This is a genomic window from Cellulosimicrobium sp. GQ32 (genome assembly GCF_059758455.1).
This window is the reverse complement of record NZ_JCAXEP010000001.1, coordinates 305,608-320,561: the sequence shown is the minus strand read 5'-3', so window position 1 is coordinate 320,561 and position 14,954 is coordinate 305,608. Positions and strand designations below refer to the sequence as shown.

Annotated in this window: 11 protein-coding genes; 5 read left to right on the top strand and 6 right to left on the bottom strand. The window is 74.6% G+C overall.

What is annotated here, in order from left to right; translation table 11 throughout:
• Positions 1 to 45 precede the first annotated feature (45 nt).
• Positions 46 to 753 carry a TetR/AcrR family transcriptional regulator gene (locus AC6CH9_RS01265; protein WP_255365184.1) on the bottom strand — a complete coding sequence of 236 codons (708 nt, stop codon included), beginning with the start codon at positions 751 to 753 and terminating at the stop codon, positions 46 to 48.
• A gap of 136 nt (positions 754 to 889) precedes the next feature.
• On the opposite strand from AC6CH9_RS01265, the gene AC6CH9_RS01260 reads away from it, so the two are divergent.
• From AC6CH9_RS01260 to topA, 3 genes are all read left to right on the top strand, one after another.
• Complete coding sequence (locus AC6CH9_RS01260) at positions 890 to 2,605, top strand: ABC transporter substrate-binding protein (protein WP_498153282.1); 1,716 nt, start codon at positions 890 to 892, stop codon at positions 2,603 to 2,605.
• 62 nt (positions 2,606 to 2,667) lie between these two features.
• Positions 2,668 to 3,762, top strand: coding sequence for a phosphatase PAP2 family protein (locus AC6CH9_RS01255; protein ID WP_498153281.1), 1,095 nt, complete (start codon positions 2,668 to 2,670; stop codon positions 3,760 to 3,762).
• A 167-nt stretch (positions 3,763 to 3,929) separates the two neighbouring features.
• On the top strand, positions 3,930 to 6,692 hold the full coding sequence (gene topA, locus AC6CH9_RS01250; protein ID WP_498153280.1) for a type I DNA topoisomerase: 2,763 nt from the start codon (positions 3,930 to 3,932) through the stop codon (positions 6,690 to 6,692).
• Between the two features lie 85 nt (positions 6,693 to 6,777).
• On the opposite strand, the gene AC6CH9_RS01245 is transcribed toward topA, so the two are convergent.
• From AC6CH9_RS01245 to AC6CH9_RS01235, 3 genes are all read right to left on the bottom strand, one after another.
• Entirely contained in the window at positions 6,778 to 7,923 is a 1,146-nt protein-coding gene (locus AC6CH9_RS01245; protein ID WP_498153279.1) for a glycerol dehydrogenase, read from the bottom strand.
• A 144-nt stretch (positions 7,924 to 8,067) separates the two neighbouring features.
• Positions 8,068 to 8,805 (bottom strand): hypothetical protein, encoded by a 738-nt coding sequence (locus AC6CH9_RS01240; RefSeq protein ID WP_498153278.1) that lies wholly within the window; start codon positions 8,803 to 8,805, stop codon positions 8,068 to 8,070.
• Positions 8,802 to 9,287 (bottom strand): PadR family transcriptional regulator, encoded by a 486-nt coding sequence (locus tag AC6CH9_RS01235; RefSeq protein ID WP_498153277.1) that lies wholly within the window; start codon positions 9,285 to 9,287, stop codon positions 8,802 to 8,804. Before AC6CH9_RS01235 ends, AC6CH9_RS01240 begins: the two co-directional genes overlap by 4 nt.
• Positions 9,288 to 9,373: 86 nt before the next feature.
• On the opposite strand from AC6CH9_RS01235, the gene AC6CH9_RS01230 reads away from it, so the two are divergent.
• Together AC6CH9_RS01230 and AC6CH9_RS01225 are read left to right on the top strand one after the other, a co-directional pair.
• Positions 9,374 to 9,919: a MarR family winged helix-turn-helix transcriptional regulator gene (locus tag AC6CH9_RS01230; RefSeq protein WP_498153276.1), complete on the top strand. Its 546-nt coding sequence runs from the start codon at positions 9,374 to 9,376 to the stop codon at positions 9,917 to 9,919.
• 1 nt (position 9,920) lies between these two features.
• Positions 9,921 to 11,291, top strand: a complete 1,371-nt coding sequence (locus AC6CH9_RS01225; protein WP_498153275.1) for an MFS transporter — start codon at positions 9,921 to 9,923, stop codon at positions 11,289 to 11,291.
• A gap of 67 nt (positions 11,292 to 11,358) precedes the next feature.
• On the opposite strand, the gene AC6CH9_RS01220 is transcribed toward AC6CH9_RS01225, so the two are convergent.
• Together AC6CH9_RS01220 and AC6CH9_RS01215 are read right to left on the bottom strand one after the other, a co-directional pair.
• Positions 11,359 to 14,049: an ABC transporter permease gene (locus tag AC6CH9_RS01220; protein ID WP_498153274.1), complete on the bottom strand. Its 2,691-nt coding sequence runs from the start codon at positions 14,047 to 14,049 to the stop codon at positions 11,359 to 11,361.
• The gene (locus AC6CH9_RS01215) at positions 14,046 to 14,921 is read right to left on the bottom strand and encodes an ABC transporter ATP-binding protein (RefSeq protein WP_498153273.1); all 876 of its coding nucleotides are present in this window, start codon (positions 14,919 to 14,921) and stop codon (positions 14,046 to 14,048) included. The genes AC6CH9_RS01220 and AC6CH9_RS01215 overlap by 4 nt, the downstream gene beginning before the upstream one ends.
• Positions 14,922 to 14,954: the final 33 nt, after the last annotated feature.

Below are 14,954 nucleotides of genomic sequence, written 5' to 3'. Positions count from 1 at the left end.
CCGGCACCGGGTTGTCTCGGCGGGGGCCGTGCCGGACGGCGGTCGTCAGTCGAGCGGTCGGGGTCGCCGCGCCCCGGCGAGGGTCGAGGCGAGGATCGACTCGATCGCGAACGCGGTCGACTCGGCGAGGTCCACGGCGTCGGGGTCGAGGAGCCACTGGATCTGGAGGCCGTCCATCGCGCCGATGATCGTGGACGCGGCGAGGTCGAGGGCGGCGTCGGTGAGCTCGTAGTCCGTGTCGGTGTCGCCTGCGGCGCGGCGCTCCTCGATCACCTCGCGCAGCGCGCCCGCGATGTCGGCGCGCAGCCCGGTGAAGCGTTCGGTGACCCAGGCGCTGGCCGGGTGACCGTCGGTGACGGCCTCGCCCGTGAGCACGGTGTAGGCCTGGACGATCCCGGGCCGCTCCGCGTTGATCGCGGCGGTCTTGACGAGGTGGCGGAAGAGGTCGAGCCCGCCCGGGATGTGCTGTCCCTCGAGGTGCTCGACGTCGACGCGGTCCCGGAACTCCAGCACCTCGGTGAGCAGGCGGTCCTTGGAGCCGAAGTGGTGCAGCACCCCGGCGTGGGTGATGCCCACCTGCTCGGCAACCTCGGCGAGCGAGCCCTGGTGGTAGCCCTTGGACCCGAACACGCGCATCGCCGCGCGCAGGATCTCCTCGCGGCGCTCGAGCGTCGCCGGTCGCGTGCGTCGGGGGCGGGGCGTCCGTGCGGGGGCGGCGTCGGTGGCGCTCCGCGCGGGGGTGGCGTCGGTCATGACGGCAACCATACTGTGACCCGGCTGCTCTTACTGACTCGTCAGTAATTTGTGGTTGAATCGCCTCCGGAATGGCGTCGAGGGCGACGGAGCGCCCGGCGTCGCCGCAGATCACGGACTCGCTGAGGAGCCCCGCGTGACCACTCCCACCGCCGCCCGCCGTACCGTCCGCGCCGCGGCGCGTCGTGCGGCCGTCGTCTCCTCCTTCACCGTCCCCGCCGTGCTCGTCGCCTCGGCCTGCGGCCTGGCGAGCCCGGCCCAGGAGCCGACGCCCGAGGCGGTCTCCCCCGTGCTCACGATCGGGATGCCCAACTCGGTCGACGAGGAGGACGACAACCCCTTCGACCCCGGCTCCGCCGCGCAGAAGCTCGGCTACGCGCACGTCCTCTACGAGCCGCTCGCACAGGTCAACCTCGTCGATCCTGCCCAGGACCCGACCCCGTGGCTGGCGAGCGCGTGGTCCTGGGACGCGGGCTACACGGAGCTGCGGGTCACGGTGCGCGAGGGCGTGCTCTGGTCCGACGGCGAGCCCCTCACGCCCGAGGACGTCGCCTTCACGTTCACGCTCCGCAGGGACGACCCCGCGCTCAACCCTGACCTCCTCCCGTACGAGGACGTCCGCGTGGAGGGGCAGGACGTCGTCGTGACGTTCGGGAGCGGCCAGTACGTCAACCGCACGAAGGCGATCAACACGTTCGTCGTGCCCGAGCACGTGTGGGCCGACCGCCCCGCCGAGACGCTGCTGGAGGACCCGAACGTCGACCCCGTCGGCACGGGTCCGTACGTCCTGGAGGAGTTCGCGCCCGACGGCGTCACCCTCGTGGCCCGGGACGACTACTGGGGCGGACCCCTCGCCGTCCCCGAGCTGCGGTACGTCGCGTACCCGGACAACGACTCGCTCACGGCGGCGTACGTGAGCGGCGAGGTGCAGTGGGGCTGGGCGTACATCCCCGGCTACGAGAGGGTCTACCTCGCCGCCGACCCCGACCACCTCCACCAGTTCGCCCCGACCGGTCTGGCGATCGACGCGCTCTTCCTCAACACGCAGGTGCCGCCGTTCGACGACGTCGCCGTGCGGCGCGCGCTGAACTCCGTGCTCGACCGCGAGAGCATCTCGAACTCCGCCACCTCCGGCGTCTGGCCCGCGCTGCGCAGCGCGACCGGGCTGCCGCTCCCGGCCGGCGACCCGTTCGTCGCTCCCGAGCTCGCCGACCGGGCTCTCGCGGTCGACGTCCCCGGTGCCACGGCGATCCTCGAGGACGCGGGCTACGAGCTGGTGGACGGCGTCCTCCAGGACGAGGAGGGCACGCCCGTCACGTTCACGCTGACGAACCCCTCCGGGTGGACCGACTACATGTGGGAGCTCGAGGCGGTCAAGGAGGCGGCCGCGCGGCTCGGCATCGTCGCGACCGTCGAGGGGCAGGACGAGGCCGAGTGGTTCGACAAGATCGGCAAGGGCGACTTCCAGGCGTCGATGCACTGGACCGACGGCGGCGCGACGCCCTGGGACACGTACGCCAGCCAGATGAACGGCGCCCATCTGCGCCCTCTGGGCGCCAGCGCCGACGCCAACTTCGGCCGGTTCCAGGACGCCGCGGCCGACGCCGCGTTCCAGACCTACGCGTCCTCGACCGACGAGGCGGAGCGCGCCGCGGCGCTGGCCACGATCCAGCACGTCTACGTGGACCAGGTCCCGGCGATCCCGCTCCTCGGTCGGCCGACGGCTGCCCAGTACTCGACCGTCGCGTACACCGGCTTCCCGTCCGACGCCGACCCGTACGCGTCGCCGCAGCCGACGAGCCCGGCCGCGTCGCTCATCCTCACGCGGCTCGTGCCCAGCGCGGGGGAGTAGCGCGCGGAGGCTCTTCCCGCCGTCTTCCCCGAACGCACACACGCGTCCTCTACCGTGGGGGGATGCCTGCCGACCACGCCCCGACCCGGCCGCTGCCGACCAGCGGCGGGTCGGGTACGCGACCGCTCCCGGCGACGCCGCCGGTGCTGCCGCCCACGCCCTCCGGCGCTCCGTACCCGCCGGCTGCTGCGCCCCCGCCGGCGCCGTACCCTCCGACCGGCACCTACCCGCCCGGGGCGCCCTACCCGACGGCGCCGCAGCCGACGCCCCGCCCCCTCCCGACCGCCGAGGCGGACGGCCCGAGCACCGCGTCACGCGTCGTGGCCGCCGTCGTCGCGGTGCTCGCCGTCGCGTGCGCCTGGCTCGTGTGGCGGTTCTTCGTCGACACGTTCGCCGGGCAGATGCTCGAGAGAGCCGCGTTCGACGGCGCCGTCACCGGCCAGGGCGAGCTCTGGGCGGTGGCCAAGCCGGTCCTGGACACGGTCTCGGTCGCGTTCGTCGTCGGTGGCCTCGGCGCCGCCATGGGGATCGCGCTCCTGCGCCGCCGGTGGGGCCTCGCCGTGCAGGTCGCCTTCCTCGTCGTGGGGGCGAACGTCACGACGCAGCTCGTCAAGCACTCGCTCCTCGGCCGCGAGGAGCTCATCGGCGGCTGGCACTGGGAGAACTCGCTGCCCAGCGGCCACACCACCGTCGCCGGGTCGGTCGCCGCGGCGCTGCTGCTCGTCGTGCCGCGCGCGGCGCGACCGCTCGTGGCCGTGCTCGGCGGTGCGTACACGGCCGCGACCGGGGTCTCGACGCTCGTCGGGCAGTGGCACCGACCGAGCGACGTCGTCGCCGCGGTGCTCGTCGTCCTCGCGTGGGCGGCGCTCGTGTGCGCCTTCACGCCGCGGTCCGCGCTCGACCCCGGCGCCGGCTCGTCGCCCGGGTCGACCGTCATGGCCGTGCTCCTCCTCCTCGGGGCCGGCGCGGCCGGCGTGGCGGCGGCGCTCGCGCTGCGGGCGACGCCCGCGACGTGGGACACGACGACCGCGCAGGAGGTCACCGCCTACGCCGGCGGGGTCGCGGGCGTGCTGGCGGTGACCGCCGCGGCGTTCGCCGTCCTGCTGCTCGTCCGCCAGTCCACAGCCCGCCCGGACGCTCGTCCGGTTCGGCGGTAGGGTGCCGCTGGCGCGATTGGCGTAACGTCGTAGGCTGCCACGGCGGACGACCGGAGGGTCGTCCTCGCGGCACCACGACGCACCGGGCGCGCCCCGGGTGGTGCCCGGCCCCGTCGGGCGGGGAGCGCCCGCCACGGACACGTACGCACGGACGAAAGCAGGATCGGATGCCACGCAAGCTCGTGATCGTCGAGTCGCCCGCCAAGGCTCGAAAGATCCAGGGCTACCTCGGCGACGACTACGAGGTCGAGGCGAGCGTCGGGCACATCCGCGACCTGCCGCAGCCGTCCGAGCTGCCCGCGGACATGAAGAAGGGCCCGTACGGCAAGTTCGCCGTGGACGTCGACCACGGGTTCGACCCGTACTACGAGGTCTACGCGGACAAGAAGAAGAAGGTCGCGGAGCTCAAGCGCGCGCTCAAGGACGCCGACGAGCTCTACCTCGCGACCGATGAGGACCGCGAGGGCGAGGCCATCGCCTGGCACCTCCTCGAGGCGCTCAAGCCCAAGGTCCCCGTCAAGCGCATGGTGTTCCACGAGATCACGCGCGAGGCGATCCAGCGGGCGCTCCAGAACACGCGCGACCTCGACGAGCACCTCGTCGACGCGCAGGAGACGCGCCGCATCCTCGACCGCCTGTACGGCTACGAGGTCTCGCCGGTGCTGTGGCGCAAGATCGCGCAGGGCCTCTCGGCCGGTCGTGTGCAGTCGGTCGCGACGCGCCTCGTGGTCGAGCGGGAGCGCGAGCGCATGGCGTTCGTCGCCGCGGAGTACTGGGACGTCACCGGCACGTTCGAGCACGCGGACGCCTCTGCCCCGGACGCGGGGAAGGCGTTCGGAGCCCGTCTCGTGCAGGTCGGCGACGCGCGCGTCGCGTCGGGCCGCGACTTCGACGACCGCGGGCAGCTCAAGGCCGCGGCGGTGCGCGACGGCGTCGCCCACCTCGACGAGGCGACGGCCCGCGCGGTCGTGGCCGGCCTCGCGGACGCCGCGTTCGCCGTGCGCTCGCTCGACACCAAGCCGTACACGCGCCGTCCCGCGGCGCCGTTCACGACGTCGACCCTCCAGCAGGAGGCGAGCCGCAAGCTGCGCATGTCGTCACGCCAGGCGATGCGGACCGCGCAGTCGTTGTACGAGAACGGCTACATCACCTACATGCGTACGGACTCGCCGTCGCTGTCGGCCGAGGCCACCACGGCCGCCCGCCGCCAGGCCGCCGAGCTCTACGGCCCCGAGTTCGTCCCCGAGAAGCCCCGCGTCTACGCCGCGAAGAACCAGGGCGCCCAGGAGGCGCACGAGGCGATCCGTCCCGCGGGCGACTCGTTCCGCACCCCCGCGCAGGTCAAGCGCGAGCTGAGCGACGACCAGTTCAAGCTCTACGAGCTCGTGTGGAAGCGCACCGTCGCGTCGCAGATGGCCGACGCCAAGGGGTCGACCGCGTCGGTCCGCCTCGGCGCGACCCTCTCGGCCGCCGCGGGCGACGTCGCGGGTCGCGACGCGGTGTTCGCCGCGTCGGGCACCGTCATCACGTTCCGCGGCTTCCTCGCCGCGTACGAGGAGAGCTCGGACGTCGACCGGTACGCCGAGGACGCGCCCGTCGTCGGGGCCAAGGGGGGCGACGAGGCGCGCCTGCCGCAGATGAGCGAGGGCGACTCCCTGCGCGCCGACGACCTCACCGCCGACGGACACTCCACGTCCGCGCCGCCGCGGTACACCGAGGCCAGCCTCGTCAAGGCGCTCGAGGAGCTGGGCATCGGGCGACCCTCGACGTACGCGTCGACGATCTCGACGATCCAGGACCGCGGGTACGTGCTGTCGCGCGGGCAGGCGCTCGTGCCGAGCTGGCTCGCGTTCGCCGTCGTGCGGCTGCTCGAGGAGCACTTCGACCGGCTCGTCGACTACGACTTCACCGCGCGCATGGAGGCCGACCTCGACGAGATCGCGGCCGGACGTCGCGACCGCGTCGCGTGGCTCACGGAGTTCTACTTCGGCGACGCCGCGAAGGGCGAGGACGCCGAGGGCCTGCGCGACCTCGTCGCGAACCTCGGCGACATCGACGCGCGCGGCATCAACTCGGTGCCGATCGGCGAGGGCATCCAGCTCCGGGTCGGGCGCTACGGGCCGTACGTGGAGGACCTGTCCGTCCCCGTCAAGGAGGGGGAGAACCCGCCGCGCGCGTCCGTGCCCGACGACGTCGCCCCCGACGAGCTGACGGTCGCCAAGGCACGCGAGCTCCTCGCGGCCGGCGCGGACGACGGCAAGGTGCTCGGTACCGACCCCGTGTCCGGGCACGAGATCGTCGCCAAGGCGGGCCGCTACGGCCCGTACGTCACCGAGGTGCTCGACCTCCCGCCCATCGACACGAGCCTGTCCGCCGCCGCGCAGAAGAAGGCCAAGGCCGCGCAGCCCAAGCCGCGCACCGCGTCGCTGCTCAAGACGCAGACGCTCGACACGATCACGATCGACGACGCGCTGCGCCTGCTGTCGCTGCCGCGCGTCGTCGGGACCGACCCCGAGTCCGGCGAGGAGATCACGGCGCAGAACGGCCGCTACGGCCCGTACCTCAAGAAGGGCACCGACTCGCGCTCGCTGCCCGACGAGGAGTCGATGTTCACCGTCACGCTCGACGAGGCGATCGAGCTCTACAAGCAGCCCAAGCGCGGCCGCGGCCAGCGCGCCGCGACCCCGCCCCTGCGCGAGCTCGGCGACGACCCGAACAGCGGCAAGCCGATCGTCGTCAAGGACGGCCGCTTCGGCGCGTACGTCACCGACGGCGAGACGAACCGCACCCTCCCGCGCGACGTCACACCTGAGTCGATCACGCCCGAGCGCGCGATCGAGCTGCTCGCCGAGAAGCGCGCGCAGGGCCCGGCCAAGAAGCGCACCACGACCCGCAAGCCCGCCGCGAAGAAGACGGCCGCCAAGAAGTAGCAGCCCTCCCGCCGAGCAGGTGGTGGTGGCTCGTCCGGCCCACCGGACGCGCCATCACCACCTGGTCGGCGGGGGAGGGCGAGGGTCAGTGCGCGGCGTGCTTGACCGGCTCGGGGAGGCCGGCCTCGGCGCGGACGCGGCGGGAGAAGCCCTCGATGGAGCGGAGGGCGTCCACGAGCTCCGGGACGCGCACCGGGAACGGCATCGCGTGGATCGTCTCGCCCTCCGCGGTGGCGGCCTCCGCGACGCGCTGGAGGTCCTGGACGTCGTCGGCGGTCAGCCCGATCTCGGTGAGCGTGTTCGGCAGGCCGACGCGCGTCGTGAAGCGCACGAACTCCTCGATCTCCTCGGTGGGCGCGCCCTCCAGCACGAGCTGTGTGACGGAGCCGATGTTCACCTTCTGGCCGTGCGTGAGCCCGTGCGTCTGGGGTGCGGCGGTGAGGCCGTTGTGGATGGCGTGCGCCGCCGCGAGGCCGCCGGACTCGAAGCCCAGCCCGGACAGGAGCGTGCTCGCCTCGACGACCTTCTCGACGGCGGGCGTCACGAGGTGGTCCGCGACGGCGTCGATCGCGGGCAGCGCGTTCTCCCACAGGATGTCCCAGGAGAGCTGCGCGAGCGCCGTGCCCGTGACGAGGGGAAGACCACCGGCCATGGTCGACGCGTTCGCCTCGGCGACGGCGCGCGCCTCGATCCATGTCGCGAGCGCGTCACCGACGCCGGCGACGAGGAACTTCACGGGAGCGTTCGCGACGAGGCCCGTGTCGACGAGCACGAGGTCCGGGTTGTGCGGGAAGAACCGGTACTCCTCGAACGCGCCGTCCTCGGTGTAGATGACGGACAGGGCGGAGCACGGGGCGTCGGTGGACGCGACCGTCGGCACGGAGACCCAGCGGATGCCGCGCAGGTGGCCCGCGGCCTTCACCGCGTCGATGGTCGAGCCGCCGCCGATGCCGACGATCACGTCGGCGCCGAGCTCGTCGATCTCGCGCGCGAGCCGCTCGACCTCCGCGGCGGTGGCGTAGGTGCCGAACCCGGTGCGGTGGCGGGGGAGGTCCTGCTCCTGGAAGGACACGGCGACCGTGTCCTGGACGATGCCCCACACGACGTCGTCGGCGACGAGCAGCGGCTTCGTGCCGATCGGGCGGACGAACTCGCCGAGCCGCGTGAGCGCACCGCGGGCCTGGACGTAGCGCAGCGGGCTGATGAGCGTGCGGACGGGAACCTCGGACATCGTGGCCTCCTGTGGAGTCGGTGGGTCGCCGTCGGGCGCGCCGCAGCCGTGCGAGGCCGGTGCCCGCCGGCCATCTCCACCGTGTCACGCGACCAGGGCGACCACCACCGGGACGCCGGGACGCGTGACCTTGGTCCCGGCCGGTCAGCGAGCGAGCAGCGTGACCGTGCCGAGCACGACCGTCGTGATGGGCAGGAGCATGACTCCCCACCGGCCGGCGGAGTGGGTGCGGGCGCGCGGAGCGCCCTCGAGAGGACCGACGACCGGGTCGCCGGAGCCCTGCTCACGCAGGCCCCAGACGGTCCCGATGGCGAGCGCGAGCGCGGCCGTGACCAGCACGGGGACCGCCGGCAGGGTCGTGACCGGCGAGCGCAGCGAGACCGCGACGGTGACGAGCACCCCCGTCACGACCAGGTTCCCCAGGACGGTGAGCACCGGGCGCGCGAGTGCCGCGCGCAGCAGGCTGTCTCCGGCACGCCACAGCGCGACGAAGCCCGCGAGCGCGGCGACGAGGACGAGGAGCATCCCCGCCGGGACCACGAGCGCGGTGCCGTCCAGCGCGGGCCGCAGCGACCACAGCACGCCGAGCGTCCCGACCGTCTGCACGGCGGACGCGGCGACCGTACGTCCGATCGAGGAGCGCGACTGCGCGGGGTCCTCGGGCAGGTCGAGCGAGCGCGCGTAGGCGACGGGATCGCCGAACGCCTCTTGTGCGGTCTCGCCGGAGTCGACGACGTGCGCGTCCACCTCGGCGAGCACCGCGCCGATGCGCGCTCCGGCGACGCCCTGGAGGCGCAGCTCGAGGAGGAGCCCCTCGGCCCAGCGTGGGTCGACGTGCGGCGCGAACCGTTCCTCGGTCGCGAACCTGCTGCGGTCGTTCATCGGGACGTCCTCTCGACGGGCGGGGTCCGGGCGGACCTCGCTGCGGCGGTCTCGCCGGCGGCGGCGGTGGTGGGTGGGAGCGCCGGGCCGTCGTGGCCCGTCCCCGAGGTGGGCGCTCTCGCCGCGACGTCCGCAGACCCGTCACCGCCCGCCGCGAGGAGGGTGATCGCGGAGGCTGTGAGGGCTTCCCAGCGGTTCGCGGCTGCGCGGAGGGCCGCGCGGCCGCCGTCGGTGACCGCGTAGTACTTGCGGCTCGGCCCGCGGTCGCCCTCACGCCAGGACGTGGTGACAAGGCCGTCGTCCTCGAGGCGCTGGAGGAGCGGGTAGAGCGTGCCGCCCTTGACCCCGCCGAGCCCTCCGGACGCGAGCGACTGCGTGATCGCGTATCCGTAGGTCGGCCCCTCCGCGGCGACGACTGCGAGCGTGCACAGGGGGAGGACGCCGCGCAGCAGCTCGCGGTCCAGGCGCTCGGCGAAGTCCATGGCTAGACAGTACGGCTATCTAGTTAGCAGCACAACCTAGATGCCGACGGTAGAGGAAAATCCATGAGTGCTGTTATAACAGTGCTATGACACCAATCGACCCGACCACGGTGCCCGGGCGCTGGGACGCCCTGCACGCGCTGCTGCGGCGGCTCGACGACGAGATCGGCACGGTCTACACCGACCGCGGCATCGAGGGCGTGCGCTCGCGGTTCGTGTACCCGCTGATCCGGCTCGCGCACACCGGTCCGCTGACCATCCGTGACCTCGCGGAGTCCCTCGGGCGGACGCACTCGGCGATGAGCCAGACCGTCACGGCGATGCGGCGCGAGGGACTGGTCGAGACCGAGCCCGGCCCGGACGCCCGGACGCGCCGGGTCGCGCTCACCGACAAGGCTCGCGCGCTCGTCCCGCTCCTCGAGGCGGAGTGGCGCGCGACGGAGGAGTCCGTCGCCGAGGTCGACGACGAGCTGCCGCACGCGTTGAGCGCCGTCGTGGTCGAGCTCGAGCGTGTCCTCGCGCGCCGCTCGCTGCGCGACCGCCTCGTGGAGCGGCTCGACGCGGCGGGCTACCCGCTGCCCGCCGAGCCCGTCGGGCCCGACCTGCGCGCCGCCCCGCCTGAGGACCGCTGACGTGCGCCGCCACGTCCTCGACGTCCGCCCCCTGCGCGCCAGCCGCGCGTACCGCGACCTCTGGGCCGGGTCCGCCGTCGGCGGGCTGGGGTTCCAGGTCGCGAACGTCGCCGTCCTGCTCCAGGTCTGGGAGCTCACGCACAGCCCGCTGTGGACGGGCACGATCGGGCTCGCCACGGCCGTCCCGCTCCTGACGCTCGGGCTCGTCGGCGGTCACCTCGCCGACGTCCACGACCGCCGCACGATCATGCGGCTCGCCGCTGCGGGCCAGGTGCTGGCCGCCGTGGGGCTCGTCGCCCAGGCCCTCGCGGGCAACGCGTCGGTGTGGCTGCTCCTCGGCCTCGTGAGCCTCGGCGCGGCGTGCAACGCGCTCGGCTCCCCGGCCCGGCGCACGGTGCCGCCGCGCCTCCTCCCGCCCGACCAGGTCGCCGCGGGCCTCGCGCTCCAGAACCTCGCGTTCCAGGTCGCGATGCTCGTGGGCCCCGCGCTCGCCGGTCTGGTGCTCGCGCGCTGGGACCTCCCGGCGGCGTACGGGCTGCAGGCCGTGGCGGCGCTCGTCGCGCTGCTCGGGCTCGTGCGCCTCCCGCCGCTCCCGCCGGGCAGCCCGCCAGCGACGCCTCCGGCACCGTCCGACGCGGTGGCTGCCGTCGTCCCCGGCGGCGCTCCCGGCGACGACCGTGCGGTGGGGACGCAACCCCTGGTCGAGACCCTGGCGACGGGCGCGCCGGCTGCCGCGCCCGCGCCGCGCCGTCGGGCCGCCGCGGGCGGGTGGTGGATCGTGTGGCGCAAGCCGACGCTGCGCGGTTCGTTCGCGACCGACGTCGCGGCGACCGTGCTCGCGATGCCGATCTCGCTCTTCCCGCTCGTCAACGAGCTCCGGTTCGACGGCGACCCGCGCACGCTGGGCCTGTTCCTGTCCGCCGTCGCGGTGGGCGGCATCGGGGCGGGTCTGCTCTCGGGCGCGGTGACCCGGGCTCCGCGGGCGGGCGCGCTCCAGCTCGCCGCGGCCGCGACGTGGGGCGTCGCGCTCGCGGGGTTCGGCCTCGCGGGCCCGCTGGGGCTCGCGCTCGCATGCCTCGCGGTGGCGGGCGCGGCCGACACGGTGAGCGTGGTGACCCGCGGCGCGCTCGTCCAGCTCGAGACGCCGGACGATTTCCGCGGTCGCGTGTCGTCGGTCGAGCACGTCGTGGGCGTGGCGGGACCGGAGGTCGGCAACTTCCGCGGCGGCGTGCTCGCGTCGCTCACGTCCGCCCCGGTCGCCCTGGTGGTGGGCGGACTGGCAGCGAGCGCGGTCGTCGGCCTGGTCGCCTGGCGCAACGCCCCGCTCCGCCGCTACCGCGCCCCGTCCCCGCACCCCGTCCCCGCTCGCTGAGTGCACGACCCCGTCGCGTCCGGGGGCCCGGACCGCGACGCCTTCATGCCCTCAGCGGGGATCTGGGTCAGTCGACCGTGACCGCGTCGAGAACGGGGAGGCGGGCGGCGCGGATCGCGGGCCACACGCTCGCGACGAGCCCGATCACCACGGCGACGCCGAGGATCGCGAGCACCTGGCCCCACGGGACGGCGAGCGTGCTCAGGCCTTCGTCGGCGAGCACGCCGGGCAACGCGGCGCCGATCCCGATGCCCGTCGCGACGCCCAGCACCGTCCCGTAGACCGCGGTCAGCACAGACTCGATCGCGATGACGCCTGCGAGCTGGAGCCGCCCGAGCCCGACGGCGCGCAGCAGCCCGATCTCGCGCGTGCGCTCGATGATCGACAGGGCGAGCGTGTTGACGATGCCGAGCAGCGCGATGACGATCGACAGCGCGAGCAGTGCGTAGAGGATGACGAGCACCTGGTTCACCTGGTCGGCGAACGCCGACGCGGTCTCCTCGCGGTCGAGCACGGTGACGACGAGGAACGGCTCGACGGCGGTCGTCAGCGCCGCGCTCAGCTCCTCGACCTCCGCCGGCGTCGCCCCCTCCGTCGCCGACACGTAGACGATCCGGACGCTCGCCTGCGCGGCGGGCACCACGGCGTCGAACACGTCGTCGCGCACGAGGATGCCGGTCCCGACGAGCTGGCTGTCGATCACCGCGCCCACGCGCGCCTCGACCGCGGCGGCGCCCTCGCCGAGGCGCAGCGTGTCGCCCACCTCCCAGCCGCGCTCGCGCGCGGTGCGCCGGTGCACGACGACGTCCCCCGCCTCGAGCGTCGCCGTCGGGTCTCCCGCGAGGGCCACGGGGTCGAGTGCGGTGTCGAAGAAGCCCGCGGGCACGCCGGCCACGTCGGTCCCACGCGCCTCGGCGCCTGACTCGTCGCCCGACCCGTCGTCCTGCTCGTCGTCGGACCCGGGCGTCCCGCTCTCCGAGGTGCCGACCGTCGCGACGGGCGCGAGCCCGAGCCGAACGGTGTCGACGACGGCGGCGCCGGGCGTCGCGGCCACCGCCTCGACGGCGCCCTCGGGGACGACGAGCGTCGCGGAGTCGACGACGAGGTCGGCCCGCACCTCGTTCTCGACGATGCTGCGCACGGACGCCTGGGTCGAGGCGGCGATGACGCCCGTGACGGACACGAGCGCCATGCCGATGAGCAGCGCGCCCGCGGTGCTCGCCGTGCGGCGCGGGTTGCGCGTCACGTTGCCGCGCGCGAGGCGACCGAGCGGTCGCAGCGCGACGACGAGCGGCCACGCGAGCACGGTGAGGACGCCGCGCGCGACGGCCGGGGACCCGACGAGCACGCCGACGAGCACGAGCCCCGCGCCGACGCCGAGCAGCACGCGCGGGCTCAGGTCGTCGACCCACGCCCAGCCGGTCGGGGTGTCGGCGACCGACGACCCGAGGAAAGACGCGAGCCACAGGACCCCGGCGCCCGCCGCGACGAGCACGATCCCGCCCACCGCCCGGACGCCGGTCCCACGCTCCGGGGCGACGTCGTCGCGCATCGCCTGGACCGGCGGGATCGCCGCGGCGCGTCGCGCGGGCAGGACGGCCGCGAGCACGCTGACGACCGCCCCGAGCACGACCGCCGCCACGACCTGCGGCGTGCCCAGCGGCACGCGGCCGGAGAACTCCATGCCGGCGAGCGCGAGCCCCCAGCGGATGACGCGCACGAGCCCCGCGCCGGCCAGGACGCCGAGGCCGCCGCCCACGAGCCCGACGACGAGCGCCTGCACCAGCACCGAGGTGAACACCTGGCCGGGCGACGCACCGAGCGCGCGCAGCAGCGCGAGCTCGCGCAGCCGCTCCCGCACCGACATGGCGAACGTGTTGGCGATGATGAACGCCCCGACGAAGAGCGCGATCGCGGCGAAGACGAGCAGGAACGTCTCGACGAACCCGAGCACCTCCTCGACGGCCTCGCTGGCCTCGGCGCGCGCCTGCTCTCCCGTCACGGCCTCGGCGCCGCCGGGCAGCACGGCCCCCACGCGTTCCGCGAGCGCGTCCTCGTCGACCTCGCCCGACGACGGAGTCGCCCAGACCGAGAGCTGCGGGACCATGCCGTCCGGCGCGTACACCTCGCGGGCGGTCTCGCCGTCGATCCCGACGAGCACCGCGCCCGCCGCCGCGGCCTCGATCCCGAAGACGCCGGACACGGTCACGGGCGTCGGCTCGCCGCCCAGCACGACCGTCGTCTCGTCGCCGGTCGTCAGCCCGGCCGTCTCCGCCGCGCTCTGCTCGAGCACGATCTCGCCCGCGGCGGGCCAGGCGCCGTCGAGCAACGTGAGGCTCGGGTCCTCGGGGTCGATCGAGAAGGCGGTGCTGGGCGGGCCCGTCGTCACGACGGCGGTCCCGTCGGCCGCGACGAGGACCACCGGCCCGGACACGTCCGGGACGGCGCGCGCGACGCCGTCGACCGCCTCGACGTCTGCCGCGAGGTCGGCCGGGACGAGCGTGCGGTCGCCCGCGAACCCGTTCCCGCCGCCCCCGCCGCCCCCCGGACCGGCCGCGTCGCCGGTGACCTCCTGCGACCCGCGCACGTAGACGTCGGCGGTGAGCGTCGTCGCGATGATGTCGTCGAACGTGGAGGAGAGCATGCCGCGGAACGCGAACGTGCCGACGACGAACGCGACGCCGAGCGTCACGGCGAGCACCGAGAGCACGAACCGCACGACGTGCGCGCGCACGCCCCGCAGCGCGACGCGGATCATGCCGGGTCGACCGGCGCGGCGTGGCGCCCGGCCGGAGCCGCGGACCCCCCGCCGGCGGGTCCGGGGGGACCGGCCGGCGGGCCGTCGTCGTCCGCCGCGAGCGCGAGCGCGTCGAGGATGTCCTGCTGCGACGGGTCGTGCAGCTCACCCGCGAGTCGGCCGTCGGCGAGGAACACGACGCGGTGCGCGTACGACGCCGCGCGCGGGTCGTGCGTGACCATGACGACGGTCTGGTCGAGCTCGTCCACGGACCGGCGCAGGAACGCGAGGACCTCGCCTGCCGAGCGCGAGTCGAGGTTCCCGGTCGGCTCGTCGGCGAACACGATCGACGGCCGCGAGACGAGCGCCCGTGCGCACGCGACGCGCTGCTGCTGCCCGCCGGACAGCTCGGACGGCCGGTGGTGCAGGCGGTCGCGCAGCCCGACGGAGTCGACGACCTCGTCGAACCACGCCCGGTCCACGTGCGTGCGCGCGATGTCGAGCGGCAGCGTGATGTTCTCCGCCGCGGTGAGCGTCGGCACGAGGTTGTAGGCCTGGAAGACGAACCCGACGCGCGTGCGGCGCAGGGCCGTGAGCCGGCGCTGCGAGAGGCGGCTGATCTCCTGGCCGTCGATCACGACGCTGCCGGACGTCGGTGAGTCCAGTCCCGCCAGGCAGTGCATGAGCGTCGACTTCCCGGAGCCGGACGGACCCATGATCGCGGTGAGCCGCCCGCGCGCGAAGTCGACGTCGACGCCGTCGAGGGCGCGCACCGCCGTCGTGCCGGACCCGTAGACCTTGACGAGCTCGCGAGCGCTCGCGCGCGCCTCGGGCGTGTCCGGGGTGTCGGTCGGCGCGTCGGTCCGGGGCGCGGGGGACGTCATGGTCCCCATCGTGGCGCGGTGCGCGGCGCACCGCACCACCCG

What these genes read in the sequence shown, in the direction of transcription:
- AC6CH9_RS01265 (WP_255365184.1), bottom strand. Translation starts at nt 753, where the DNA reads ATGACCGACGCCACCCCCGCGCGGAGCGCCACCGACGCCGCCCCCGCA.
- AC6CH9_RS01255 (WP_498153281.1), top strand. Translation starts at nt 2,668, where the DNA reads ATGCCTGCCGACCACGCCCCGACCCGGCCGCTGCCGACCAGCGGCGGG.
- topA (WP_498153280.1), top strand. Translation starts at nt 3,930, where the DNA reads ATGCCACGCAAGCTCGTGATCGTCGAGTCGCCCGCCAAGGCTCGAAAG.
- AC6CH9_RS01245 (WP_498153279.1), bottom strand. Translation starts at nt 7,923, where the DNA reads ATGTCCGAGGTTCCCGTCCGCACGCTCATCAGCCCGCTGCGCTACGTC.
- AC6CH9_RS01240 (WP_498153278.1), bottom strand. Translation starts at nt 8,805, where the DNA reads ATGAACGACCGCAGCAGGTTCGCGACCGAGGAACGGTTCGCGCCGCAC.
- AC6CH9_RS01235 (WP_498153277.1), bottom strand. Translation starts at nt 9,287, where the DNA reads ATGGACTTCGCCGAGCGCCTGGACCGCGAGCTGCTGCGCGGCGTCCTC.
- AC6CH9_RS01230 (WP_498153276.1), top strand. Translation starts at nt 9,374, where the DNA reads ATGACACCAATCGACCCGACCACGGTGCCCGGGCGCTGGGACGCCCTG.
- AC6CH9_RS01220 (WP_498153274.1), bottom strand. Translation starts at nt 14,049, where the DNA reads ATGATCCGCGTCGCGCTGCGGGGCGTGCGCGCGCACGTCGTGCGGTTC.
- AC6CH9_RS01215 (WP_498153273.1), bottom strand. Translation starts at nt 14,921, where the DNA reads ATGGGGACCATGACGTCCCCCGCGCCCCGGACCGACGCGCCGACCGAC.